Origin of the sequence: Pseudoalteromonas arctica (assembly GCF_012927645.1) — a bacterium.
GTDB classification, from domain to species: Bacteria; Pseudomonadota; Gammaproteobacteria; order Enterobacterales; family Alteromonadaceae; genus Pseudoalteromonas; species Pseudoalteromonas arctica_A.
Genome location: NZ_JABBMT010000001.1, coordinates 121,934 through 146,625 on the forward strand (window position 1 = coordinate 121,934; position 24,692 = coordinate 146,625).

23 protein-coding genes and 2 tRNA genes are annotated in these 24,692 nt (G+C 39.4%); 9 read left to right on the forward strand and 16 right to left on the reverse strand.

The genetic code is table 11. The features are described from left to right. Nucleotides 1–8 precede the first annotated feature (8 nt). From HHO47_RS00560 to HHO47_RS00605, 10 genes are all read right to left on the reverse strand, one after another. Nucleotides 9–230, reverse strand: a complete 222-nt coding sequence (locus tag HHO47_RS00560; protein ID WP_169017874.1) for a DUF2835 domain-containing protein — start codon at nucleotides 228–230, stop codon at nucleotides 9–11. Nucleotides 231–233: 3 nt separating this feature from the next. Next, a complete protein-coding gene (gene pepN / locus HHO47_RS00565) occupies nucleotides 234–2,828 on the reverse strand; it encodes an aminopeptidase N (protein ID WP_169017876.1) in 2,595 nt (864 codons plus the stop codon). Nucleotides 2,829–2,877: 49 nt separating this feature from the next. After that, nucleotides 2,878–4,356 carry a Na+/H+ antiporter NhaC gene (gene nhaC, locus HHO47_RS00570; RefSeq protein ID WP_169018234.1) on the reverse strand — a complete coding sequence of 493 codons (1,479 nt, stop codon included), beginning with the start codon at nucleotides 4,354–4,356 and terminating at the stop codon, nucleotides 2,878–2,880. Nucleotides 4,357–4,518: 162 nt separating this feature from the next. Further along, the gene (gene prc, locus HHO47_RS00575) at nucleotides 4,519–6,558 is read right to left on the reverse strand and encodes a carboxy terminal-processing peptidase (protein WP_169017878.1); all 2,040 of its coding nucleotides are present in this window, start codon (nucleotides 6,556–6,558) and stop codon (nucleotides 4,519–4,521) included. A gap of 26 nt (nucleotides 6,559–6,584) precedes the next feature. After that, nucleotides 6,585–7,235: an RNA chaperone ProQ gene (proQ, locus tag HHO47_RS00580; RefSeq protein ID WP_169017880.1), complete on the reverse strand. Its 651-nt coding sequence runs from the start codon at nucleotides 7,233–7,235 to the stop codon at nucleotides 6,585–6,587. A 15-nt stretch (nucleotides 7,236–7,250) separates the two neighbouring features. After that, nucleotides 7,251–7,529: a hypothetical protein gene (locus tag HHO47_RS00585; protein WP_169017882.1), complete on the reverse strand. Its 279-nt coding sequence runs from the start codon at nucleotides 7,527–7,529 to the stop codon at nucleotides 7,251–7,253. Beyond that, nucleotides 7,526–7,987 carry a GAF domain-containing protein gene (locus HHO47_RS00590; protein ID WP_169017884.1) on the reverse strand — a complete coding sequence of 154 codons (462 nt, stop codon included), beginning with the start codon at nucleotides 7,985–7,987 and terminating at the stop codon, nucleotides 7,526–7,528. Before HHO47_RS00590 ends, HHO47_RS00585 begins: the two co-directional genes overlap by 4 nt. Before the next feature lie 137 nt (nucleotides 7,988–8,124). Then, on the reverse strand, nucleotides 8,125–8,508 hold the full coding sequence (locus tag HHO47_RS00595) for a hypothetical protein (protein WP_169017886.1): 384 nt from the start codon (nucleotides 8,506–8,508) through the stop codon (nucleotides 8,125–8,127). Nucleotides 8,509–8,652: 144 nt separating this feature from the next. Further along, nucleotides 8,653–8,743: transfer RNA gene (locus HHO47_RS00600), tRNA-Ser, on the reverse strand. A 52-nt stretch (nucleotides 8,744–8,795) separates the two neighbouring features. After that, nucleotides 8,796–8,886: transfer RNA gene (locus tag HHO47_RS00605), tRNA-Ser, on the reverse strand. 252 nt (nucleotides 8,887–9,138) lie between these two features. Between HHO47_RS00605 and HHO47_RS00610 the strand changes: the two genes are divergently transcribed. Genes HHO47_RS00610 through HHO47_RS00635 form a run of 6 tightly spaced genes read left to right on the forward strand, consistent with a single transcriptional unit; the run spans nucleotide 9,139 to nucleotide 11,824 of the window. After that, entirely contained in the window at nucleotides 9,139–9,804 is a 666-nt protein-coding gene (locus HHO47_RS00610) for a Bax inhibitor-1/YccA family protein (protein ID WP_169017888.1), read from the forward strand. Between the two features lie 55 nt (nucleotides 9,805–9,859). Further along, nucleotides 9,860–10,213, forward strand: a complete 354-nt coding sequence (gene tusD / locus HHO47_RS00615; RefSeq protein ID WP_169017890.1) for a sulfurtransferase complex subunit TusD — start codon at nucleotides 9,860–9,862, stop codon at nucleotides 10,211–10,213. Then, the gene (gene tusC, locus HHO47_RS00620; protein ID WP_169017892.1) at nucleotides 10,210–10,566 is read left to right on the forward strand and encodes a sulfurtransferase complex subunit TusC; all 357 of its coding nucleotides are present in this window, start codon (nucleotides 10,210–10,212) and stop codon (nucleotides 10,564–10,566) included. The genes tusD and tusC overlap by 4 nt, the downstream gene beginning before the upstream one ends. Continuing rightward, nucleotides 10,563–10,829: a DsrH/TusB family sulfur metabolism protein gene (locus HHO47_RS00625; protein WP_169017894.1), complete on the forward strand. Its 267-nt coding sequence runs from the start codon at nucleotides 10,563–10,565 to the stop codon at nucleotides 10,827–10,829. The genes tusC and HHO47_RS00625 overlap by 4 nt, the downstream gene beginning before the upstream one ends. 3 nt (nucleotides 10,830–10,832) lie before the next feature. Continuing rightward, nucleotides 10,833–11,162: a TusE/DsrC/DsvC family sulfur relay protein gene (locus HHO47_RS00630; protein WP_169017896.1), complete on the forward strand. Its 330-nt coding sequence runs from the start codon at nucleotides 10,833–10,835 to the stop codon at nucleotides 11,160–11,162. Nucleotides 11,163–11,164: 2 nt separating this feature from the next. After that, nucleotides 11,165–11,824 (forward strand): pseudouridine synthase, encoded by a 660-nt coding sequence (locus tag HHO47_RS00635; protein ID WP_169017898.1) that lies wholly within the window; start codon nucleotides 11,165–11,167, stop codon nucleotides 11,822–11,824. 35 nt (nucleotides 11,825–11,859) lie between these two features. On the opposite strand, the gene HHO47_RS00640 is transcribed toward HHO47_RS00635, so the two are convergent. Beyond that, nucleotides 11,860–13,137 (reverse strand): sensor domain-containing diguanylate cyclase, encoded by a 1,278-nt coding sequence (locus tag HHO47_RS00640; RefSeq protein WP_169017900.1) that lies wholly within the window; start codon nucleotides 13,135–13,137, stop codon nucleotides 11,860–11,862. A gap of 514 nt (nucleotides 13,138–13,651) precedes the next feature. On the opposite strand from HHO47_RS00640, the gene HHO47_RS00645 reads away from it, so the two are divergent. Both HHO47_RS00645 and HHO47_RS00650 read left to right on the forward strand, forming a co-directional pair. Continuing rightward, entirely contained in the window at nucleotides 13,652–14,236 is a 585-nt protein-coding gene (locus HHO47_RS00645) for a hypothetical protein (protein WP_169017902.1), read from the forward strand. A 95-nt stretch (nucleotides 14,237–14,331) separates the two neighbouring features. Then, nucleotides 14,332–15,246: a M14 family metallopeptidase gene (locus HHO47_RS00650; RefSeq protein ID WP_169017904.1), complete on the forward strand. Its 915-nt coding sequence runs from the start codon at nucleotides 14,332–14,334 to the stop codon at nucleotides 15,244–15,246. 205 nt (nucleotides 15,247–15,451) lie between these two features. On the opposite strand, the gene HHO47_RS00655 is transcribed toward HHO47_RS00650, so the two are convergent. From HHO47_RS00655 to HHO47_RS00665, 3 genes are all read right to left on the reverse strand, one after another. Beyond that, nucleotides 15,452–16,000 carry a TIGR00645 family protein gene (locus HHO47_RS00655; protein WP_169017906.1) on the reverse strand — a complete coding sequence of 183 codons (549 nt, stop codon included), beginning with the start codon at nucleotides 15,998–16,000 and terminating at the stop codon, nucleotides 15,452–15,454. Between the two features lie 175 nt (nucleotides 16,001–16,175). Next, the gene (gene topA / locus HHO47_RS00660) at nucleotides 16,176–18,875 is read right to left on the reverse strand and encodes a type I DNA topoisomerase (protein ID WP_169017908.1); all 2,700 of its coding nucleotides are present in this window, start codon (nucleotides 18,873–18,875) and stop codon (nucleotides 16,176–16,178) included. A gap of 287 nt (nucleotides 18,876–19,162) precedes the next feature. Continuing rightward, complete coding sequence (locus HHO47_RS00665) at nucleotides 19,163–19,339, reverse strand: hypothetical protein (RefSeq protein ID WP_169017910.1); 177 nt, start codon at nucleotides 19,337–19,339, stop codon at nucleotides 19,163–19,165. 229 nt (nucleotides 19,340–19,568) lie between these two features. On the opposite strand from HHO47_RS00665, the gene HHO47_RS00670 reads away from it, so the two are divergent. Then, on the forward strand, nucleotides 19,569–20,900 hold the full coding sequence (locus HHO47_RS00670; protein WP_169017912.1) for a dicarboxylate/amino acid:cation symporter: 1,332 nt from the start codon (nucleotides 19,569–19,571) through the stop codon (nucleotides 20,898–20,900). A gap of 67 nt (nucleotides 20,901–20,967) precedes the next feature. Here HHO47_RS00670 and sohB read toward each other — a convergent pair whose 3' ends face one another. Together sohB and HHO47_RS00680 are read right to left on the reverse strand one after the other, a co-directional pair. Next, nucleotides 20,968–21,984, reverse strand: a complete 1,017-nt coding sequence (sohB, locus tag HHO47_RS00675; RefSeq protein WP_169017914.1) for a protease SohB — start codon at nucleotides 21,982–21,984, stop codon at nucleotides 20,968–20,970. Between the two features lie 97 nt (nucleotides 21,985–22,081). Next, nucleotides 22,082–24,556, reverse strand: a complete 2,475-nt coding sequence (locus tag HHO47_RS00680; protein ID WP_169017916.1) for a VolA/Pla-1 family phospholipase — start codon at nucleotides 24,554–24,556, stop codon at nucleotides 22,082–22,084. Nucleotides 24,557–24,692: the final 136 nt, after the last annotated feature.

Genomic DNA, 24,692 nt, shown 5'->3' on the forward strand with positions numbered 1-24,692 from the left:
AAATTATTTTAAGCAACGCGTTCCAAACGTAAAAATTTATGCTCTGGGGTAAGTAAAAGTCGAAAGCGCCCTCTTACTCCTAAAGAAGAAATAAAAGGACGTAAATGGCTGGCGGCAAAACGAACTTTTTTTCCGCTATCTTCAGTTACTTGAACCGAGGTATACTTACCTTCATAGTAATCCATACATTGTTTGTAAGTTAGGTTCAGTAAAAAATAATATTCGACCATAATTTATTGTAGTGCTTTATCAACTTTTTCATACAAGTCGTCACTTAAATTATCAAGTAAAGCAAGACGTTGCAACTGAGCTTTGATAGCAACCGAACGTACTTCATCGTATCTGCGCCATGACATAAATGGCGTGAGCATACGTGATGCATTTTGGGGGTTGATGGCATTAAGCTTGACCAATAAGTCGCCTAACAATTGATAACCTGCGCCATCTTCACGGTGAAATTGTGCGGTATTAAAATGGCTAAAACTGCCCACTAATGCCCTGACACGGTTTGGGTTTGAAAAATTAAAACAAGGGTGATCATATAATTTTTTGATATTAGCTATGGCGTCATCGCCACCTTGCATTGCTTGCAATGCAAACCACTTATCCATCACTAACACATCATGGCGCCACTGACTGTCAAATTGGTTTAACAACTCTTTTGCTAAGGGGTTGTCAGCTTTTACCACTGCACTGAGTGCGGCGAGTACATTGGTCATATTATGTGAATTAGCAGTACTAACAAGGAGTTGATTAATATCAAGCGCATTGATTTTTGCCAAATAATGTAAGCACATACCTTTTAATGCACGTATAGCGACAGCTGTTGCACTCACCGATCCGTCATCAATTAGACTTTGATAACAGCCTAAGAACTCACTACGCAATTGCTGAGCAATTTGTAACTCAAACTGATTTGTCACCGCAACCAATTGATCCACAGGAATGACATTAAACTCAGCTGCAAGGGTATCAAAACTAGGCAGCTTTAATAGTTCAGCAATTAAAGCTAAATCCCCCTCCTGAGCAACTAATAAACCACGTAATGCAGTAATAATTGCCGGATCCAATTGATTGTTTACAGGTGTTGCAATAGCCCCTTTAACTGCCTCTATGAACAATTGTTGTTGAGCATCCCAACGCGAAAAGTCACTGCGCGCAAAGCGCATAATATGCAATAATTCAGTGGCTGTATTTTGTTGCTCTACAATACACGGCGCTGAGAAGTCTTCTAACAGAACCGCGACTGGCTTCGTGGTTAAACCATCAAAGTTAAATGTTTGCTGTGCGGTTGTGACATTTAAGACATGATCAACTGGCTGCCCTTCAAACTGTAAAGGGACAGACTCGCCCTGTTGATCAAGTAGCTCGATAGCAAATGGGATATGTAATGGTGCATTATCTGGCTGATTAAGGGGGGCGAGCTGCTCTATATGCAGTGAAAAAGTACCACTGAGCTTATCATACTCTTGTTTGACGATTAGCCGTGGTGTGCCAGCTTGGCTATACCAACGTTTAAACTGAGCCAAATCGATACCTGAGGCATCACTCATAGCTGCAACAAAATCATCACAGGTAACGGCTTGCCCATCATGACGCTGAAAATACATTGCCATGCCCTGCTGGAATTTCTCTTCCCCCAATAAAGTATGCATCATACGGATAACCTCAGCGCCTTTGTCGTACACAGTCACTGTATAGAAGTTATTCATCTCAATCACTTGTTCAGGACGGATCGGATGTGCCATAGGACCTGCATCTTCACTAAATTGATGAGTCCGCATTACTTTTACCGCATCAATACGATTCAGTGCTCGCGAGCCTAAATCACTACTAAACTCTTGATCGCGAAAAACTGTTAAGCCTTCTTTTAGCGACAGTTGAAACCAATCACGACAGGTCACTCGGTTTCCCGTCCAGTTATGAAAATACTCATGGCCAACGATTGACTCTATAGTGTGATAATCTTTATCAGTAGCGGTTTGTTGATTAGCCAACACACATTTAGAGTTGAAAATATTCAGACCTTTATTTTCCATCGCGCCCATATTGAAAAAATCCACAGCAACGATCATATAAATATCTAAATCATACTCAAGATTAAAACGCTGCTCATCCCACTGCATTGATTTTTTAAGTGATGCCATAGCGTGAGGGGTTTTCGGCAAATTCCCTTTATCAACAAACAAGGCTAAATCAATTGTACGACCACTTTGCGTAATAAAGGTATCTTCAAGTACATCAAAGTCCCCTGCTACAAGTGCGAACAAGTAACTTGGCTTTTTGAATGGGTCTTGCCATTTTGCAAAGTGACGGCCATTGTCTAATTTGCCTTCCACTAATTTATTACCATTTGATAATAAATGAGTAAATTGCTCATCAGCAATAATCGTTACGTCAAAGCTTGCTAGTACGTCTGGGCGGTCAAGGTAATAGGTTATTTTTCTAAAACCTTGCGCTTCACATTGTGTACAATACGCACCGCCAGATAGATATAAACCCTCTAAAGATGTATTAGTTTTTGGCGCTATTTCATTAACGATTGTAAGCTGACATTGCTCGGGTAAATTATGGATCACAAGCTGCTCATCACGTTGGTCATAATCTGTATAGGCGTTGTTATCTACCGTAATTGAGATCAGCGTCAAGTCTATGCCATCAAGTACTAAATCTGCCACACCAGCTATTTTTTTCGTGATCGTCATTACACTCGTAACACGGGTATTTAACGGCAATAAATCGAAGGTCAAATCAATGTGATCAATTAAAAATGGTGGAGCTTGGTAATCTTTAAGATACTGTGCTTGAGGTTTTTTTAATGCAGTCATGTGAAACTCCAAAGTGGCTCCTCTTGACAGAGGAGCGTATAATTTATGGCTATTGTTTTGGCTGAATACGTAAAATCTTAATGCCTAGGTAAGCATAAATAACAGCTAAAAATGGATTAATAAGGTTAAAAAATGCATACAGCGCATAATCAAAAGGGTTGATCAGCAAGACACTTTGCATGTAAGCACCACAGGTGTTCCATGGGATCAGAGGACTGGTGATCGTCCCGCCATCTTCTAATGTTCTTGATAAGTTAACTGGTTTTAAACCACGTTTTTCATATTCTTCTTTAAACATCCGACCTGGAACCACAATCGCGATATACTGATCTGCAGCAATTACATTGGTACCAATACAGGTCGCAATGGTAGCAGTAATTAAAGAACCGGTGCTTTTCGCAATTTTAAGAATGCTTTTTACAAAAATATCTAATAAACCTGTTTTTTCCATAATAGCGCCAAACATCAATGCCGTCATGATCAACCACGTTGTGGTTAACATGCCAGACATCCCGCCACCACTGAGTAATGAATCCATTTTTTCATCGCCTGTCAGGATACTAAAGCCATCAAAAAATGTACTCCAAACTAATTTAAAATAACCGACAATTTGCCCCTGAGAGCCATCAATTTGCGTTGCAATTAGGTCTGATTGAAAAATCATTGCCCATATGGCACCAAGTACCGCACCGATTGAAATCGCCGGAAATGCTGGCATTTTTTTAATTGCTAACACCAGTAAAACAATCAGTGGCACCAGCATCTCTAAACCTATATTAAAGTTTTGCTGTAGAATAGCGGTTATTTCATCAATACGCCCAGCCTCACTTGACGCTGTGGCATTAAAGCCCATAAAAATAAAGATGATTAATGCAATCACAAAACTTGGTACAGTCGTCCATAGCATATGATGAATATGCTCGAATAAATCAGCTCCCACAACCGCAGGAGCTAAATTTGTTGTTTCAGACAATGGACTGAGCTTATCGCCAAAGTAAGCCCCAGATATTACGGCACCGGCCGTCACTGTTTGCTCTAATCCAAGGCCAGTAGCAACACCGAGTAGCGCAACACCTATCGTCGCCGCGGTGGTCCAAGAACTGCCAATACTCATTGCTACAATGCCACAAATTAAACAGCTTGCTGCGTAAAACCAACTTGGATTAATTACCTGTAAACCATAATAAATAAGCGTAGGTACAGTGCCTGACAGCAGCCAAGTGCCGATCAGCGCGCCAACCATTAACAAAATTAATATTGCGCCCAAAGATAAAGTGATCCCCTCTATCATCGCTTGTTCAAGTTTTTTCCAAGTATAGCCATTTTTAAGGCCAATAAATGCAGCTGTAAATGTAGCAAACAGTAGCGCAATTTGATTCGGTCCTGATGAGGAACTATCGCCAAATAAATAGACCGCCGCACCTAATAAACAGATCAGTACAGAAATAGGGATCAGGGCATCGAAAAAACTGGCCTGTTGGATGAATTTTTCTTTTTGTGAATTCAAAATTAAGACTCCTACGCGTATTTATATACACGTTTAATTATTATTTTTTAGCACAGACGCGGCACTTAGCCTAACTAAGTTACTTACTTTTGTCAGCGTTTAATCAGTAATTATAGCAATATCAAGAGTCTTAGGCAGCAAAAAAGGCGCTAAAGCGCCTTTTTTATTAACCGGTAAAACGAGTTATTTCTTAGCTACACGACCAAACTTAATATAATCTTGGGTAATTAACGCCGCTTCTTCTAAGAATGGATCTAAGTCGTCTAAAACATCAGGCGCATCATCCAAGCTTTCAATCGGGTTTTCACCTAAACGAGCAAGCCTTTCATTCATACGAACTAGTGCACGGGCTTCACCATCGTCTTTTTCTTTAATACGCTGCGCTTCTACTAGAGAAATCGTTTTCCGATCTTTCTCTTTTTTATAACGCGTAATATCTTGAAAAACATAGTTAAACTCTGGTTCTGATTTAATGCGTTCAGCATGCGCTTTACTCAAGTAAGCAATCGCTGGGTGTAAGTCATCAACCGAGTTATATTTGGCGCGTACGATACTATCCCATGGCAATGCATTATCCTCTTGGCTTTCCCCCCACTCCGCTGGATCAATTGCTGATGGGAATGAAATATCTGGGATCACACCTTTATGCTGTGTACTACCACCATTGATACGATAAAACTTTGCAATCGTGTACTGCACACTGCCAAGTGGATTATCGTATAAATCGTAAGCACGGCCTAAGCCCTTATGCTGCTGCACAGTGCCTTTACCAAACGTTTGCTCACCAATGATCACTGCTCGACCATAGTCTTGCATTGCTGCGGCAAAAATCTCAGAGGCAGATGCGCTGTAACGATCAACGAGTACTGTAAGTGGGCCATCGTAAAACGTAATACCATCACGGTCTTTCTGCTCTTCAATGCGGTTATTTGAGGTATGTATTTGTACTACTGGACCTTGGTCAAAAAACAAACCTGATAGTTGTGTTGCTTCATATAATGAACCACCACCATTTTGACGTAGGTCAATTATAATACCGTCGACTTTGGCTTCTTTTAATTTCGCCAGTTCAACTTTAACGTCTTTAGACAAGTTGTTGTAGAAACCAGGGATCTCGATAACACCTATTTTGCTGGTTAAATCAGAATATTTTGCTTTGAATACTTCTGATTTTGCAGCTCTGTCTTCGAGGCGAATTTTATCGCGAATAATTTCAACTACTTTCGGCGCACCATGATCATCAGCACCTTTTAAGTATTGTAACCGCACTTTAGTGCCTTTTGGTCCTTTAATTAAATCAACTACGTCATCTAAACGCCAGCCAATTACATCAACAAACTCTTCTTTGTCTTGAGCGACCCCTATAATACGGTCGTCCGCTTTAATTTGCTGCGATTTATCAGCAGGTCCGCCAGGAACTAAGCTGCGAATAACCGTATAGTCTTCGTCATAACTTAATACTGCACCAATACCTTCAAGCTCAAGATCCATGTCCATTTTGAACTGTTCAGCTCTGCGCGGCGATAAATAAGAGGTATGTGCTTCAATACTTCGCGCAAAAGAGTTCATTACGATCTGAAATACATCTTCACTATTGGTTTGCACTAAACGTTTTTGTGCATTGTGATAACGCTTAGTTAATAATTCTTTTATGCCAGCCCAATCTTTGCCGGTCATTTTTAATCGTAGTGCATCATATTTTACACGTTCACGCCAAAGTTCATCTAACTCTGCTTGTGTTTGTGCCCAATCAGCATCTTCACGATCAAAATAATACTCATCAGCCTTATCAAAGGTCATTGGTGTTTCAAGTAACTTTAAAGAATACTCATAACGCTCAAAACGACGTTGTATGCTTAGGTTGAAAATATCAAAGGTAAAATCAAGTTTACCGGTCGTCAATGCATTATCAAATTGGTTGCGGTATTGCTCAAATGAGGCAATATCCGCAGCCAAAAAGACGCTTTTATTAAAATCAAGGGATTCGATATAACGGTCAAACACTTTACTTGAAAGTGCGTTATCAAAACGAATTGGTTTGTAATGTGCACGAGTAAATAAGTTTGTCACCCGTTTGCTAGCCGTACTATGCTGACTCTCTTGCGTAAGTACTGGCAAGTCTTTTGCTGTAACTACATCTGTAATATCAGCAATCTCTGATGCAAATAATAACCCCGAATACAGGGCCGCAACTAACGGAATGAGCGTAAACTTCTGACTCATACACAACTCCTTAATTTATATACAGCTTAGATAATGTACAGGCTGTCTGCTTTAGTTTTAACTTGCATACCAGTTACCAATTCTACATGAACGTCTTCTTTGTTCACTTCAGTGATTACTGCATTCACAAGGGCTTGGCCAAGTTTAACTTTAACTTTGTTATTAACCTTGACCTCACTTGCTGGTAAAGGTTCAATTTTACCTGAACGTTTAACGGGTGCAGCTTTTGCTGGTGCGTCATTAGCTTTAGCGTTTTTATCACCTGGTTTAACGAATTGGCCTGGTTTCTTTTTATAAGATTTTGTGTCTGAGTCATTACGTGGACGCTGAGATTTTTTACGTTTAGCCATTTTCGCACGACTTTCTTCAAGTGCTTTTTGAGCATGATCAATGTGCTCTTGTTCCACTTTTGCATCTTGATTGCCATCAAGATCAATACGAAATTCAGACTTAGTCACCGCTTCTAAATAACGCCAATTTGACGTATATTTTCTAAGCGCTTGACGTACTTGCGTCTTACTTACTTTTTCAGAACCTTCAATTCGCTCAGAGATATCTTTAAAGATACCTACTTTCAGCGGCTTGATGCCGTCTTTTTGTTTAAAACATTGCGGAAATTCTTGATATAAAAATTCCAATACTTCATTAATATCTTTTAGCTTGTTTGTGGTTTCCATTTTAGAACCTATTTTTCACATCTTTTCATCAAGGGACGAATCGACGTAGTGTGTTACCCAGTCGACCAGCTCTTCAAAGTCGGCTTCAATTACAGCCATATCACCTCGAAGGTGTTCCCAAATACCATTTATAATTTCATCAATTAATTCACATTCAGTGTCATCAGGAAGACGCTCCCATGCAATGTGGATTAAATCATTGAGCGTTTCCGCTACATGCTCTTCATCCCCTTCCCAATCACCTACATCAGTGATGGCAAACAGATAATCCTGTACATTTACTAAGTCTTTCATGCAATAGTTGCCTCAAAGCACGCGATGAGTGCTTCTAAACCTTGCTTATCATCAGCATCAAACCGGGCAATACTTGGGCTGTCGATATCTAATACAGCAAATACCTCACCATTTCTGTGGATAGGTATTACTATTTCAGAATTAGACGCTGCATCACAGGCAATGTGGCCTGCAAATGCATGTACATCTTCAACAAGTTGAGTTTGTGCAGTTGCAGCGGCAGTTCCACAAACGCCTTTCCCGACAGGAATTCGGATACATGCAGGGTTACCTTGAAACGGGCCAAGCACTAATTCAGTTGCTGAATCCAGCAAATAAAAACCAGCCCAATTTACATCATCGAGTGACGTAAATAACAGCGCGCTAATATTCGCCATATTGGCAATAATGTTAGGTTCACCAGTAACTAGCGATTCAGCTTGTTTAACTAATGACTGGTAAAATTCTTGCTTTTGCATACCAAACTACTTCTTATCAAACATACAGTAGCTAAAGGTACTCTTTGTCGCCAATAATTGAAACCTTTTCAGGGCAAAAAAAAACAATTTGCCCTAACTTTCAGCAAGCTTGGTTAATAAATCTGCTATTAAGGAGATTATTGTTTTACCGCGCCTAGCCTTAACCCATATAAAAACAGTCCCGCCGCTAAAGCTGACATCGCAGTATTAATTAAAAAGACCATACCACCTGTTGCACTGAGTAAATAACTAAAAATAGCACCACCGAGTAAACCTAATGTCAGTACCCCCGAATAATTAACTTTCGCGTACTTGTACATTAACAAATACCCAGGTACTACAAACGCTGCCATGGTTAAACCAACAATATGCGCGTTAGCTATCGCACTCATAAGTAACTGTAAAAAAGTAGTCAACGGATCGGTATTGAGCGTTAATGCATAATAAACACCTACCACACTACCAATGATCACAGGTGAAAGTAATGATAACCCTACACTTTTTGCAAGCCGATGTTTCATAATGCGTCCTTAAAAATCATACCGGAATAAATACTAAGGATGCATGATGTTGTACCACTTCGAAATAGAGACTATGGTCGTACTTAGCCAACTATATAAATTTTAGACACAAAAAAGCCCGCTAATTTAGCAGGCTATTTTATATGGTGGAGAGATAGGGATTTGAACCCTAGAGGGGCTATAAACCCCTGCCGGTTTTCAAGACCGGTGCATTCGGCCACTCTGCCATCTCTCCGAAACTACTTTAAATCATGAGTAAGAGTGTACTCGCAATTATTTTAATTAGGTGGTGGAGAGATAGGGATTTGAACCCTAGAGGGGCTATAAACCCCTGCCGGTTTTCAAGACCGGTGCATTCGACCACTCTGCCATCTCTCCGCACGGCCTGCATAATAGAGAAGGCCGTGGTCTTTGTGAAGCTTTTTTTTTAAAAAAGTATTTAAGTGCTTAAAAAACCATTGATTTGTATATTCTTAACTCAGAACTGAGTAAAAATAACACTAAATTGAACTTTTCTTTTTAATTATCGGTCTATTGAACTACAAAGGTTTGCCCAAATATAGAAGTCTTGGTAATCTAACTTCAGTTTAATTATCACAACTTTTAATAGGTTTCTAAAGGAGCTCTAAAATGGCATTTAATCAATCGTACAATACCGCTAAACCGGTTATGTCGACCATTGAAACAAACAAGGTACTTAAAAACACCTATTTCTTATTGGCCATGACATTAGCATTTAGTGCTGTGACGGCTGGTATCTCAATGGCATTACAACTACCTTATTTTATGGGGTTAGTTTTTACTCTTATTTCATTTGGCCTTTTATTTGTTGTAAATAAAAAAGCCGAAAGCGCGTCAGGCGTTGCATGGGTATTCGCTTTTACGGGTTTAATGGGCGCAGGCCTTGGTCCGTTACTTAACCATTATGCAGCGATGCCAAATGGGCCAATGCTTATTATGCAAGCGTTAGGCTCAACTGCGCTGATTTTCTTAGGTTTGTCTGCGTATGCACTAAACACTAAAAAAGACTTCTCTTTTATGGGTGGTTTTTTAACAGTAGGCCTTATTGTTGTGATTGTGGCCAGCATTGTTAATATATTCATCGGCAGCTCGCTAATGTTTATGGTCTTAAATGCAGCGGTTGTGTTGATCATGTCTGGCTTAATCTTGTTTGATACCAGCCGCATCATCAACGGTGGCGAAACAAACTATATTCGCGCTACAGTCTCTTTATATTTAAGTGTATATAACTTATTTACTTCGTTACTTGCACTACTTGGCGCAAATAATGACTAATTAAATAGTTCTGTTAAAATAGCCCCTCTTTAGGGGCTTTTTTATTGGAATAATTTTGGCACGATTTGTACTTTCTCTGCACAGCGCACCATCGGATCATGATACCACGCAACGTTTGGTTAAATTTGCTCAAGCATGTTTAACACAAGGGCATAATATCGATGCCATTTTTTTATATCAAAACGGCGTTTATCATGCCAGCGAGCAACTAGGTTTAGCCGCTGATGAATTACCGATTAACACTCTATGGCAACAATTACATGAGCAAGGGATTCAGCTAATATTATGCGTTACTGCTGCTGAAAAGCGTGGCCTTGATATAAATAATACCGGTGTTTTTGCAGTCGCAGGGCTAGCTGAGTTTGCAATGCTTGCCAGTGATGCGGATAAATGGGTGCAATTTAAATGATAAATGTACTTGTATTAAGCCACCACAGCCCTTTTGATGATCTGCATATTCGCGATGCGCTAGATATGACGCTTATATTTGCCGCGGTTGAGCAAAATATTAGTTGGTTATTTAGCGGCTCTGCGGTACTTGCTTTAAAAAAACATCAATACCCTGAGCATATAGGTTTAAAGAACTACTTTAAGGCCATCAGAACGTTAGAAATTTACGATGTTGAAAACATTTACGTGTGCGAAAAGTCTCTGCTCGAGTATGGCCTTGATAAAAACAACCTATTAATTGCAGTAAAAGCGCTTAATTATCAGCAGCAAACTCAACTTATTACCCAACAACGACACATAGTGAACTTATGAGCACTTTACATATATTTTCCAAGCCATTTGGCTATTACAGCACTGATCAATTGGTTAACCTGATCCAGCCAACAGACAAAGTATTATTATTAAGTGACGCATGCTTTGCTATTGCCCAATTTAGACAGCTTGCAACACACTTATTAATACTTGCTGATGACGCCAAGGTACGAGATATCACTATCAATCAACCCGATCACTCGCTTAGTTATGACGACTTTGTTGCGCTAACATTAGTAACATCTCACTCAATTACGTGGTAATACATGCTTGAATTTAATAATCAAATTATCGACACGGATAAACAAGGTTACTTGCTTGATCACTTGTTATGGAGTGAACAATTAGCCTGCGTTATTGCCGAGCAAGAAAACATTGAATTAACCCCCCAACACTGGGAAGTGATCCATTTTGTGCGTAATTTCTATTTGGAGTACAACACTAGCCCAGCAATAAGAATGTTAGTTAAAGCAATGGCAAAAGCACTGGGTGAAGATAAAGGCAATAGTATTTATCTGTACACTCTTTTTCCCAAAGGCCCTGCTAAGCAAGCAACTAAAATTGCTGGCTTACCAAAACCCGCACGGTGCATCTAACAATGACAACAGCTAAACGCCGAAATAGCGGCCGTAGTTATAATCGCGGTGCTATTACAACAAAAAAAATGAATAATTCAATAAAGCGCGAGATAAAACCAGCCATTGCCGCAAGTGAGCGAAAAATAGTCTTATTTAATAAACCATTTGATGTATTGTGCCAGTTTACTGATGAAGCAAACAGACAAACCTTAGCTAACTTTATTACCATTAAAGATGTGTATGCTGCTGGGCGATTAGATAGAGACAGTGAAGGCCTGCTATTACTCACTAATTGTGGGAAATTACAAAACACCTTAACAGCGCCAAACAAAAAAACCAGTAAAACTTACTGGGCACAAGTTGAAGGTGAACCAACTGATGCAGCAATTAAACAACTGTGCCAAGGTGTCGTTCTCAAAGATGGCTTAACATTGCCCGCTATTGTTAAACGTATTACTGAGCCAACTCTATGGCCACGTAACCCTCCAGTTAGAGAACGAAAAAATATACCAACTAGTTGGCTTAGTATTACTCTTACCGAAGGACGTAATCGCCAGGTAAGAAGGATGACAGCACATATTGGTCACCCTACTTTACGTTTGATTCGCTATCGTATTGGTGACTATACGTTAAAAGGAATTGAGAATGGCCATTTTAACGTAATCGCTGATGAACAATAAATTAAGCTGATCTTAAGCGCTGGCTGCTATTTATATCAATCTTCACTAACCACAATACAATTACGGCCTCGTCCCTTTGCTTGATATAAAGCTTTATCTGCCGCATCAACAAAATGGATATAATCGCCACATTGAGGATTATGCAAGGTTTTAATACCCATGCTTAGCGTTATATAACCAATATCAGTATATTCATGCTTAATAGCTAACTGATCAATTGCTTGCTGAATTTGTAACGCACAGTGCAAAACTTTTTTCGGATCAGCGTCTGGCAGTAACACCACAAATTCTTCACCGCCAAAACGTGCAACAAAGTCCTTTTCGTGACTTATCGTCGCCGCAATACATTGTGCAATTTGATACAAACATTCATCACCTTTAATATGACCGTAATTATCGTTATATTGTTTGAAATAATCGATGTCCATTAAGATCATTGATAACGGTTTTATTTTTCTATGCATTAATTCAAGTTCACTGGCCAACTTGTCATCAAAACAACGTCGATTAGCAATTTGTGTTAATGAGTCTAAAAACGCCATGTCCCGAAGAGTATCTTCAGCAGCTAAATGTTCTGTTACATCCTTAAAAATAGCTAAAAGTTCGTTTTTAAAATATCTCCCCGAAATTTCCATCATTATATGAGAGCCATCTTTACAAGTAACACAATAAACTTGTGGTACAATATCAGTATCATTTTCTAACGCAGAACTAATCGCTTGTTGCCAGGTTTGTCGTACCCACATCAGATAGTGTGGATCTGGGTAAGCATTACGCCACCAATCATTAAGTGTTGGAATATCGCCAATAGTATAGCCAAACACATCTACAAAACGTTGGTTTATACGGATTATGTTATCGGTGAGCATACTGACATTAAATAAAGGGATTGGTACTTGCGTAAATAAATTAATGTACTCACTCAAATCATGCTGGCGAGTTAGTTGTTTATCATCTTGTGTTAAATGTTCAATATTTTGTACCGGAAAAAAAACATTCTGACTTGTTGCATGCATCGATAGCGCAAAGTGCCACTCTTTCCACCAAGTTGCTAACTGTGAAACGAGAAAAGACTCAGACTTACTTGTCGTTTTCAAATTCACCGCAACGCTTTTAAGCAGACGATCTAAGCTACTGTATTCAATAACACCCAACTTTTGAAAATTTGAAAGAGTATTTTCAAATACTCTGTATGCATCAACCCTTAAAGTACTGTGCGTGTCATCAACCATCGCTAATAATTCTGATTTAGAATTGCAAGCATATTGTGTAATGAAGTTAATTATCGGTTGTTGATAGAGAATATAGTTCATATATTGCCCAGTAATTACGTGCACGTAAAAAATGCACTTAAAAGTACACCAAAATAATTAAAAAAATGTAAGCAAGTGAAAATATTCGGCGTGTAAATATTCATAAAGAGCAGGTGTTTAATATAAACGAGATAAAAGTAAAATTGTAATTATCAAGCTATTTCGATCATTGCAGCTAGCAAAGTCACAACTCTAAAATACCCTTAATAATCTTAGCAGCTGCAATAATTTACGTCAATTCTAGCAATAAGATTTAGCTGCTGTTTATTAAACCAACAAAAACTATCATGTAAGAATAAATAAGGGTATATTTACCGTCTGACACTGTATAAAAGCGTTAAGTCTTATACATTTTAACAGTCCAAAAAGGCGGTTTTCTGGCGCAGAATATACTTATTTTCTTAAATAACTCAAGTATGTTACTCCACTGCCGCTATCATAATTGTATGAATCAATTCTCGATTTGAAAATACGGTGTTAACTACATTATCGCGTGCATGGGATCAGCTGCTTTATGGATATAACCAATGAAGAACTAAATTTTATATCGGATCTTTTCCAAGTGACAGCTCCTGACAAATTGAACAACAATCATACTCTGACATTACAAAGCGCTATCCCTGCCAATATTGCTGAATTACTCCATAATACAAAATTAACACTATTGGCTGAAGTTGGCGATTATCAATTATGGTTTCCACTTAAAATAAGAATTGATAAAACAGGTGTTATGATCCCAATATTAAGTGCACCTGAAGTCATCGACACTCAAGGAATAAAACGCTGCTGGCGTAGTGAAAATCTCAACATTCAGAGCCAAGGCTTTAAAGTTGAATCAATTTCAAGTACTGGAGTTTTTCTAAAGTTAACAACTAAAGAAGCTCCTTTTACGACTGAGCAACAAATAAAATTAACCCTTCCAAACAAGAAAAATATTACTATCAACATCGAGCCAGTGCGTTTTAGTAAGCGAGGCATGGCTGCCAAAATTACTCATATTCATCAAGGGAAAGAACATCTAAGAGCCTATTTATTCGAAGCCCACAAGCGCCAAAATGCCAATCTATATGAATCCACAAACACAACTAATAAATCTTAACCTTGATAATTTACAGTTGTGTTTTAGTCGCAGCTAGTTGCAGTGAGGTTAGTACGGCGATAAGCTAAACCTTTATTGTAATAAATGAAGGTTCTATGAGCGAAAATAACTATCCAATAGGTACTCAAGGTACGCCTTGGAATGATAAAGATAAACAGTGCTGGTTTAACCAACAAACTATTAAACGTAGTTATCAATCACAAGTCGTAACTTTAATCAACGAACTGGATAATGATTTCGAGGTTGTGAAATATGGAGCGCTTAGTTTTGATCCTACTCGTTATCCTCTCTTTATTATTAAATCAAAAGAGTGGTCATCAAATAAACCAAACATATTGATCACCGGTGGCGTGCATGGCTATGAAACAAGTGGTGTACATGGCGCATTACATTTTATGAAAACGCTAGGTATAAAATATGAAAAAGAGTTTAACTTACTAGTTGCTCCTTGTATTAGCCCATGGGGATATGAAACCATTAATCGTTGGAACCCAGCAGCCATAGATCCAAACCGTTCATTTTATTCACCAAGCCCGGCACCAGAGTCAGCAGCACTAATAAATTATATTAAAGCACACAATATACCTTTATTAGCGCATATTGATCTGCATGAAACAACTGACACTGACAACAGTGAGTTTCGCCCTGCACTTGCGGCTCGTGATGGCAAGGTGAACAGTAACTGGAATATTCCTGATGGTTTTTATCTTGTCGCTGATAGCAATAAACCTGAACCACAATTCCAAAAAGCGATTATTGACACTGTCGTTAAAGTGACTCAAATAGCTCCCAGTGATGAAAACAATCAGCTCATTGGTGTGCCATTAGAACAACATGGGGTGATCAATTACGCAGCACGAAACCTCGGTTTATGCATGGGCTTTACAGATGCACAGTACGTCACGACGACAGAGGTCTACCCAGATAGTCCGACGGCAACAGAGGAGCTATGTATTACAGCTCAAGTTGCCGCGATTAAAGGTGCATTGGATCACCTACTTACGAAGTAATTATCGCGAGGGCCTATTAATTATATTTAGGCCCTACTCTGACACTTTCAATCTGATTATACCCAAGCCACCTCAAGATGCAGAATTCCGCGATTTATACTGCGTGACTTTTATAAGGGACTGATTTTAACCATAGACCCCTATGTGGTTGAGTATCTTTAAACGACAGATAGCGATGCGTTATCTGCTATTTAATATCTGCTATTTAGTGATTGTGAGTTTTGCTATTTATAAAATCAGTTAGAGCAAATAGCACACCTGATATAACAAAAGTAACATGAATTATTACTTTCCACATCAATTCATCACTTGAGTGACTAGTAGAGCTTATGAACACCTTTAACAATTCGACTGCGGAGATGGCAACAATTGCGCTGATCAATTTCATTTTAAGACCAGAGAAGCCTACTTTACCCATCCATGCTGGGCGATCTTCATGATCACCGATATTTAATTTAGAAACAAAATTTTCATAGCCACTAAAAATAATTATTAGTAATAATCCTGCCAGTAATGCAGTATCAACCAAGGTCAAAATACTCACCAGTAGTTGCTCATTGGTAGCGCTAAATGTATTTATCGCCATTTGATACAGGTATTTAAAGAACTTCAAAAGTAACAGTACAATTGCAACGAGTAACCCTATAAAAAAAGGAGCAAGTAGCCAGCGGGCTCGAAAAATAAAGCTTTCAACAAACTGTTCTAGTTTAGATGCAACACGAGGTGTGGTATCCGGTAGTTGGCTTTGAGACATTATTATTCCTAATTGATAACTGGCGTAAGATAGCATTAATTAATATAAGTGCCTCATTATTTTGCCATTTTTTATTACATTATATTTGTCTTTACAATAAAAATATTTTGATATAAAAACCGGAATTGACACAAGGGTGTGCATTCCGGTTTTTTTGTTTTCAGAGTTTAGTATTCTACTCAGCAGCTTTTTTAGGTGCCGCTTTTTTGACAGTTGCCTTTTTAGCGGCTGGTTTCTTCTTAGGTGCGGCTTTCTTCTTTGCCTCTTCAATCCACTTTCCTGCATTGAAATGTGCAGTCCAGCCAGTGGCTTTACCGTCAACCTCAGTCATGACATATTGTTCTTTATTTTTGCGACTATAGCGAACAATCGCTAAGTTACCATCAGGATCTTTGGCTGGTGCATCCGCAAGATAATAGAATTTAGGTGAGATACGATCTCTAAAACGTTGTAACTCTTCTACTTTTGGAGCACGCGTTTCGCGTGATTTAGGGAAAGTATTCGCTGCTAAGAAAATACCGGCAGCACCATCACGTAGTACAAAGTACGCATCAGATTTTTCACACTCTAATTCAGGTAACTGTACAGGGTCTTCTTTTGGTGGCGCTGCTTCACCGTTACGTAATAATTTACGGGTGTTTTTACACTCATCATTACTACAGCCAAAGTATTTACCAAAGCGCCCTGATTTAAGCTGCATATCTGATGAGCATTTATCACACTCAATGATTGGGCCATCATAGCCTTTAATTTTAAATGTGCCCTGCTCGACAACATAGCCCTTACACGCGGGGTTATTACCACAAACATGTAATTTACGCGTTTCGTCTATCAAGTATGGATCCATTGCCGTTTCACAAATTGGGCAACGCTTCATTTGCATTAATGTTTCGGTTTCAACATCTTCAACGTCAGCGGCAACCGCTTCATCACCTGAGACTAAGTTCATAGTGGTAGTACAACGTTCTTTCGGTGGTAAATTATAACCCGTACAACCTAAGAAAACACCCGTAGAGGCTGTTCGAATACCCATTTTTCTGCCACATGTTGGACAGTCAATATCAGTTTCGACCATTTCATTTTTACGCATCCCCCCTTCATCTTCTTCGCCGCTGGCTAAAGTTAGCTGGGTAGAAAAATCAGCGTAAAACTTATCGAGAACTTGAGTCCATACACGCTCACCTTCAGCGATATCATCTAGCCGACCTTCCATTTTTGCAGTGAAGTCAAAGTTCATCAGATCAGTAAAATTCTCAACTAACCGATCGGTGACAATTTCACCCATTTTTTCTGCAAAGAAACGGCGATTCTCAACACGTACATATCCACGATCTTGGATCGTTGAAATAATTGACGCGTAAGTAGATGGACGACCAATGCCACGCTTTTCAAGCTCTTTAACTAGACTCGCTTCACTAAAACGCGCTGGCGGCTTAGTAAAGTGTTGCTTAGGATCAAGCCCAACAAGGCTTAGTACTTCACCTTCCTTAATCGCAGGTAATGATTGATCTTCTTCATTCTTTTTACGAATAGCAGGTTGCACTTTAGTCCACCCATCAAAACGTAACACCCGTCCTTTGGCTCTTAATTGGAAATCGGCGGCAGTAACAGTTAATGTTGTTAAGTCATATTCAGCAGGAACCATTTGACACGCAACAAATTGACGCCAAATCAGCTCATAAAGTTTTTTGGCATCTGGGTCTACACCATCCAGATGACCAGATAACACAGTAACACTTGAAGGGCGGATCGCTTCATGCGCCTCTTGTGCATTTCCTTTAGAGCTGTAATTAACAGCCTCTTTGGGTAAATACTTATCGCCGTATTGCTCGCTTACGTAATCACGACACATAGCGACAGCATCTTTTGACAAATTTGTTGAGTCGGTACGCATATAGGTTATGTAACCGGCTTCATACAAGCGCTGCGCTAACATCATGGTCTTTTTAACGCCATAACCTAAGCGAGTACTCGCAGCTTGTTGCATTGTTGAGGTAATAAGTGGTGCACTCGGGCGGCTTTTACTTGGCTTCTCTTCAACACTGACAACTTTATATTCAGCATTTTCTAGCGATGCAGTCGCAGCCATCGCCTGTGCTTCGCTCACTGGCTTAAACGCTTTATCACCTTGTTTAAATATTTCTAAACGCAATGCTGATTCGCTATTTTTAACATCCGCATGAATATCCCAGAACTCTTCCGGAATAAATGCTTTAATTTCGCGCTCACGCTCAACCAATAAACGTACCGCAACAGACTGGACGCGCCCTGCTGATAAACCTCTAGCAACTTTCTGCCACAACAATGGAGACACCATAAAACCAACCACACGGTCTAAAAAGCGACGAGTCTGCTGGGCATAGACCATATCAGTATTGAGCTCACCTGGCGCTTCAAAGGCTGCCTGAATGGCATTTTTGGTTATTTCATTGAATACTACACGTTTATACTTTTCAGGCTCGCCGCCAATAATCTCTTGAAGGTGCCAAGCAATTGCTTCCCCTTCTCTATCCAAATCCGTTGCGAGATAGATTTGGTCGGCGTTTTCAGCGAGCTTTTGTAATTCTTGAACAACTTTTTCTTTACCAGGTAATACTTCGTAATGTGGCTGCCAGCCTTTGTCAGGGTCAATCCCCATTCGAGCAACTAAGTTAGTATAATCACGCTGTTTTTTATACGCGGCCTTTTCTTCAGGCGCCATTTTGCGCACTTCCGCAGGTGTTTTTGTAGCTGCAGTTTTGGTTTTGCCAGAACCTGAGGTAGGAAGATCTCGTACATGCCCAATAGAAGACTTGACGATAAAATCGTTTCCTAAATATTTATTAATTGTTTTAGCCTTAGCAGGAGACTCTACAATTACTAGCGATTTGCCCATAGTTGCCTATTTCTAACCAAGTATTTTAAATGTGTTTTGCCCTTTTACAGGCGCGAATATTTATAGGTATATCCACAAACACCAATTGTTACAAGCTTTTAATACAAACTTTTCTGTTTTTAATGAATAATTAAACAATTATTGTCGTTAATTTAAACAAAACGGTGTTTTAAGGTATTTGCAGTGGAATATATAGAATAGCAACAAAAATGCCAACCTTAATGGTTGGCATTTTTACAATACAAAATAAAATTATGGTGCAAGATCATCTCGTTCATCTAAAATAACTAAATTAGCAATGGTGAGGTGAACAAAGTTCCCTCTTTATTAATCTCTCTGATATAAGCCGCAGATAACACACCTGAGTCAGCTAAATTAGAAGAAACATCTATTTCTACATCAACAGCTGCAATTTGGAATGCTTTTGTTAAGCTACTGGTTAAAACTGCAACGCCATCTTTCAACAATTTTGCTGTTAGCTGTAAACATTGATCTGAGGAAACCTCATTAGCGGCTTCACCTATACCTATCCTTGCTGATGTTCCACTTATGGCTAGATTATATCAAGCTTTAAAATCACAACTTTTGTTATTTTTTTGATCCACACTTTTTTTTCATATTTATCGATTTTTTCTGTATAAAAATTTGCATGCTGGTAGGCTATGGCAAATTTATAAAAAATAGATTGTTACTATGTCGAAAATCCGTTCAATGAGTTTAACCACCCGTATCATGATTGGTATGTTTTTGGGGGTTGCTGTAGGCTTTATTTTCCAAGCAATATTAGCTGGCGAAGACGATTATCTAATCCCACTTGGATTATTATCTTTGCCAATCAAGGGCTTTTTTATTGATGGTTTATTTCATATTGGTGGACAAATATTTATCGCCAGTTTGAAAATGTTAGTTGTACCACTGGTATTTGTATCACTTGTTTGCGGAACATGCAGCTTAAGTGACCCGAAAAAATTAGGCCGTTTAGGCGGAAAATCTATCGGCCTTTATCTACTGACCACTGCAATTGCAATCACGGTTGCGATTACCTTGGCGTTATTAGTTAATCCAGGGGAAGGGATTAACTTACCTTCTGAAGCGACTTATAGCGCAAAAGAAGCACCAACTCTTGCACAAGTAATCATTGGCATGTTCCCAACTAATCCAATTGATGCCATGGCAAGTGGCAATATGTTACAAGTAATTGTATTCGCATTGCTATTTGGTATTGCAATGGCGCTTAGCGGTTCGGCGGGTAACCGAGTTGCGGCTGTTTTTGAAGATTTAAACACCGTGATCTTAAAGTTAGTTACCTTATTAATGAACGTGGCTCCTTATGGGGTGTTCTGCTTAATGGCAAAGCTATTTACCACCATAGAGTTAAGCTTAATTTTCAGCTTAGCAAAATATTTTGGTGTTGTTGTTGCTGCATTATTTTTCCATGCTTTCGTTAATTATACTTTGCTACTGAAGTTTTTAACTGGATTAAACCCCATTATCTTTTTGAAAAAAATGAAACATGCCTGTTTATTTGCATTTAGTACTTCAAGCTCAAGTGCAACAATGCCTATTACACTTGAAACAGCCACTAAAAAATTAGGGGCAAAAAATTCAGTTGCGTCATTTACAATTCCACTCGGTGCCACTATTAACATGGACGGCACAGCAATCATGCAAGGTGTAGCGACGGTATTTATTGCACAAGTATTCAGTGTTGATTTAACGATTTCTGATTACTTAATGGTAATTTTAACCGCCACTTTAGCGTCTGTAGGCACCGCAGGTGTCCCTGGTGTAGGCTTGATCATGCTTGCCATGGTTCTGAATCAAGTTGGTTTACCTGTTGAGGGCATTGCCATCATTATTGGTGTTGATAGGTTACTTGATATGACTCGCACGGCGGTCAATGTCACGGGCGATTGTATGGTGACATGTGTGGTTGCTAAATCTGAAGGTGAATTAGATGAGGCTGTATTTAATGACCCAAATGCAGCCAAAGACTTAGAGGATTATCACAAATCAACTGACTAAAGTTGTGCGTATAAATGAAAAAAACCCGCAAATTTGCGGGTTTTTTAGCATTTAATAACTTTAACCTTTATGGATTTAACCCTTTAAAACGAGACAATAATGATATTCCGGTTTTGTTAACAGTGTTACTCAACCCGATAGCAAGCTTGTCGCTTAGGCTCTTTTTAATTTTGTATTTAATTTTATATATTTGTCGTTCAGCTTGAAGATTAAGTAATGTGTCATCACTGGTTTGAATCTTATCAACTAAACCTTTATCAAGCGCTTGAGTCGCAAACCAATGCTCGCCTGTTGCCACAGCATTAATATCTAAACTAGGTCGTTGGCTGCTGACAAACTGTTTAAATAAGTCATGGGTTTGCTCTATTTCTTCTTTAAACTTTTCCCGTGCTTTATCTGTATTTTCGCCAAATAGCGTTAGAGTACGTTTAAATTCACCTGCTGTGATCTGTTCAAAATCAACATCATTTTTCTTCAGGATCTTATTAAAGTTTGGAATTTGTGCGATTACACCAATAGAACCAACGATAGCAAACGGGGCGGCAACTATTTCATCAGCGACACAGGCCATCATGTAACCACCACTGGCTGCCACTTTATCAATCGCAACTGTAAGGTGGATACCTCTATTTCTAATGCGTTGTAGCTGAGAAGCAGCAAGTCCATAGCCATGAACCACCCCGCCACCACTTTCTAGCCTAACCAACACTTTATCTTGCTTAGGATCGGCAATTGCAACAATTGCGGTAATTTCTTCACGTAAACTATCGACTTCATGGGCATCCATGCTGCCATTAAAATCAATGACGTATAATCGTGGTTTGATGTCCTCATCATTGGCTTTTTTAACTTCATTCTTTTGTGCTTTATGGTGCGCTTTTAATGCTTTTTTAGATAAGGTGCTTTCAATAAAATCATTTTTTAAATCATCGAGTTGCTCAGAGATATCATCAATCTCAATCTCACCTTTTTTACTTTTTGGTTTTATCGCTGCGCCGACACTAATTAATATTACTGCAGCAACGGCAATCACAAACGTCGCCGTTTTAGCGAGAAACAGCCCGTACTCATATAGAAATTCCAATCGTATTCTCCAATACTTAAATTTGCCTTAATTTACCATTCAGGCTAAAAAAAGCCACTTTTCAGTGGCTTTTCATTTATTTTAATACTCTAGAAAGTTAATCAGTGACAATCTCTGTCTTCTTAATTGATAATGCATGACCTCGGGTTACTAAGTAAGTTGCAATCTGTAATTGCATTTCAGCTGTCGCGGCAGCGCTTCCTTCAGCTGTCGATCCAGCATCTTGATCTGGTTTTGGATCGAGCACAGAACTATGGTGACCTTTGGTAAATTTAACTAAATAGCTCATGCCAACCTCGGTAGGCGCTTGCGACTGAGTTACTGTCGTTAAACCCATTAAGTTAGCAAGTGGCAGTGAACCTGCAATTGGGTTATTTACAGTCATTGGTGGGATCACTTGATCTGGTTTATTGCCATTAGCTTCACCATCACCTACAACCACATTCATATAAACAGGTGTGCCGAGCGCTTTTATAGCTGATGCATAGTTTGTTGGGTCGCCGCTATCAAGGACCGTCTGTGCTGCAAATGAGAACTGACTCATTACACCTTGTATGTTAGCTAGCTTAGTCGCTTCACCAGCTGCATTTAAAGAAGTGTAATATTCGCCATAACCACATGAAATACTCTCGTTCGTTGGCGCTGCTTCACCACAGTTTGATACAGCAGGGCCCTCTCTATACGTTTGAAACTCAGCTGATTCAGACGTCCCCGCTGATAGTAATACAGAGCCTTGCACAAATGGGCCAAAACTCGCTGATTCTAATAAGAAACTGGCTATCCCACCACCACCGCTAGCGAGTGCGACACTATTGATTTTAAACAAGCCATCAACTTGGCTATCTAAAGGTGTGTTTGCTTGAGCAACAAAAGCAGGAGCAACTACTGAGCCAAGTGAATGGCCAATAAACATTACATCAGAGGAGTTGAGTGATGTATCTTTAACAAAATTGAGACCAAGACGTAATGCAAGTAAATCAGCTGCAGACTGTCTTAAATTGTCACGTGCTACTAGTAATGATTGCAAGTTCATGTACGCAAGTACAGAGCCCTCACCCTTAGTCGCATTAAAATCGTCCGTGCCATCGTCGTCAACATCAATGCCACGCTCACCATGCACAGGGTGATCAATTGCAACCGTCGCAAAGCCTTGAATAGCTAAACTCGCTGTTAATGCCAACATGTGTTCTTTTTTGGAAGTTATACCATGTTGCATAATCACCACAGGCCATCCTCCTACAGGCATTTCAAGTGCCGGCATATTTAAGTCAGCTCTAACGGCATTAATCACTGGTAAAATCGGCTTAGTAATTTGTACAGGCACTTCTTGCGGGCTTTGCGCTTTAGGGATCGGATTGTATTTCGTTAAGTGACGAGTAATATCAATTTTTGGGTAATCATGTAGTTTCCCGTCACTTAAACCTTGGCAGAGCGGCTCATATGGACCAACATCAAACATTGTTGGATCAATTTCATCTTCTTTTCCTGCTTTGCGTAGCGCTTGATCAGCTGCTTGCTGATTCAGTACGGCAACAGGGCTTGAACACATGGCTTGCCAATATGTGTCAGCCAAATTTGCAATTTCTTTCCCTTTAGGTTGAGATAAATACATAGGCAGTGTCACACTACCTTTTTGGTATAGAACACCTGCAAATGCTGGCGAAAGCCCCGTAACCCCCTGTGAAGCAAAGACTTGCTCAACAGTTAACATTGGTTGTTCTGGAATTTGAACCATTGGCGTTGTCAATGCAGGGTTTTCTAAGCTAGCAGCAAGCATTGCCTTAATAGTACCCAGTGCGGGACCGACAGACTGAATGGTCATCGCTGCTGAATATATAATCTCATCTTTACTAATAGTGCCACCTGAGGTAACCACATTTTCATAACTATTTACCACGCCCTGCAGCGCGAGTTGCGATTCAGTTACTAATGGGGCTTCCTGTTTTACTAATCCGTACGTTGATGACGGCTGGATTGAACGCCCTAATGAGTCTTTAAGCTCAGTCGTCAGCACATTAATATACGAGCTGCCAGCTTTAAACGGTTTTAATGGAATAATAGCAACCGCATTACCACTTGCTTTAGTGATGAAATCAACGCCAAAGGTTAATTCACCTAATAATTTACATCCGGCTCCAGCGGGCACCGCTGCGCAATCTGCATCAGTTAAACTAGCGCCCATAACAACTTCAAAAATACGCACAGCTCCCGGCGCACCAGCCGAACTTTCATCAAGGCTAACATTCGCAGGAAAGGTAAGATCTACTTTATAAGGAACTTGGCTAGACCAGCCATCAAGTGCTCCTAGTGCCAGTGACGGGTTAGCATAGGCGCTCCTTGGCACTGATACACCATTAACACTCAACTCACCGGGGATATTAATAGTGCCATCTTTTGTGCCACTCATTAATAAATCATTTGGTACTGAAATAACCCCATTTGCGGGGTCAAACTTCACTGTAGCTGATGGAATAACTGGTGGTGTATCATTTTTAACATCTTCTAACGTTTCACCGCCGCCGCAACCAGCTAAAGCAGCTGTAATTGCAAGTGAGAGTAGCATTTTTTTCATATTGTTTGCTCCGCACGTAATCTTTTTTTTATGTGTGTTGATAAATAAGTGTAGCTAATTTTGTTACTAATTCTTTTAAGTTTTCGCGTAATAGTTAGTTAAAATAATGTAATTAGGTTATTAATAAGACATTAGA

What these genes read in the sequence shown, in the direction of transcription:
- HHO47_RS00560 (WP_169017874.1), bottom strand. Translation starts at nt 230, where the DNA reads ATGGTCGAATATTATTTTTTACTGAACCTAACTTACAAACAATGTATG.
- pepN (WP_169017876.1), bottom strand. Translation starts at nt 2,828, where the DNA reads ATGACTGCATTAAAAAAACCTCAAGCACAGTATCTTAAAGATTACCAA.
- prc (WP_169017878.1), bottom strand. Translation starts at nt 6,558, where the DNA reads ATGAGTCAGAAGTTTACGCTCATTCCGTTAGTTGCGGCCCTGTATTCG.
- proQ (WP_169017880.1), bottom strand. Translation starts at nt 7,235, where the DNA reads ATGGAAACCACAAACAAGCTAAAAGATATTAATGAAGTATTGGAATTT.
- HHO47_RS00585 (WP_169017882.1), bottom strand. Translation starts at nt 7,529, where the DNA reads ATGAAAGACTTAGTAAATGTACAGGATTATCTGTTTGCCATCACTGAT.
- HHO47_RS00590 (WP_169017884.1), bottom strand. Translation starts at nt 7,987, where the DNA reads ATGCAAAAGCAAGAATTTTACCAGTCATTAGTTAAACAAGCTGAATCG.
- HHO47_RS00595 (WP_169017886.1), bottom strand. Translation starts at nt 8,508, where the DNA reads ATGAAACATCGGCTTGCAAAAAGTGTAGGGTTATCATTACTTTCACCT.
- HHO47_RS00610 (WP_169017888.1), top strand. Translation starts at nt 9,139, where the DNA reads ATGGCATTTAATCAATCGTACAATACCGCTAAACCGGTTATGTCGACC.
- tusC (WP_169017892.1), top strand. Translation starts at nt 10,210, where the DNA reads ATGATAAATGTACTTGTATTAAGCCACCACAGCCCTTTTGATGATCTG.
- HHO47_RS00625 (WP_169017894.1), top strand. Translation starts at nt 10,563, where the DNA reads ATGAGCACTTTACATATATTTTCCAAGCCATTTGGCTATTACAGCACT.
- HHO47_RS00630 (WP_169017896.1), top strand. Translation starts at nt 10,833, where the DNA reads ATGCTTGAATTTAATAATCAAATTATCGACACGGATAAACAAGGTTAC.
- HHO47_RS00635 (WP_169017898.1), top strand. Translation starts at nt 11,165, where the DNA reads ATGACAACAGCTAAACGCCGAAATAGCGGCCGTAGTTATAATCGCGGT.
- HHO47_RS00640 (WP_169017900.1), bottom strand. Translation starts at nt 13,137, where the DNA reads ATGAACTATATTCTCTATCAACAACCGATAATTAACTTCATTACACAA.
- HHO47_RS00645 (WP_169017902.1), top strand. Translation starts at nt 13,652, where the DNA reads ATGGATATAACCAATGAAGAACTAAATTTTATATCGGATCTTTTCCAA.
- HHO47_RS00650 (WP_169017904.1), top strand. Translation starts at nt 14,332, where the DNA reads ATGAGCGAAAATAACTATCCAATAGGTACTCAAGGTACGCCTTGGAAT.
- HHO47_RS00655 (WP_169017906.1), bottom strand. Translation starts at nt 16,000, where the DNA reads ATGTCTCAAAGCCAACTACCGGATACCACACCTCGTGTTGCATCTAAA.
- topA (WP_169017908.1), bottom strand. Translation starts at nt 18,875, where the DNA reads ATGGGCAAATCGCTAGTAATTGTAGAGTCTCCTGCTAAGGCTAAAACA.
- HHO47_RS00670 (WP_169017912.1), top strand. Translation starts at nt 19,569, where the DNA reads ATGTCGAAAATCCGTTCAATGAGTTTAACCACCCGTATCATGATTGGT.
- HHO47_RS00680 (WP_169017916.1), bottom strand. Translation starts at nt 24,556, where the DNA reads ATGAAAAAAATGCTACTCTCACTTGCAATTACAGCTGCTTTAGCTGGT.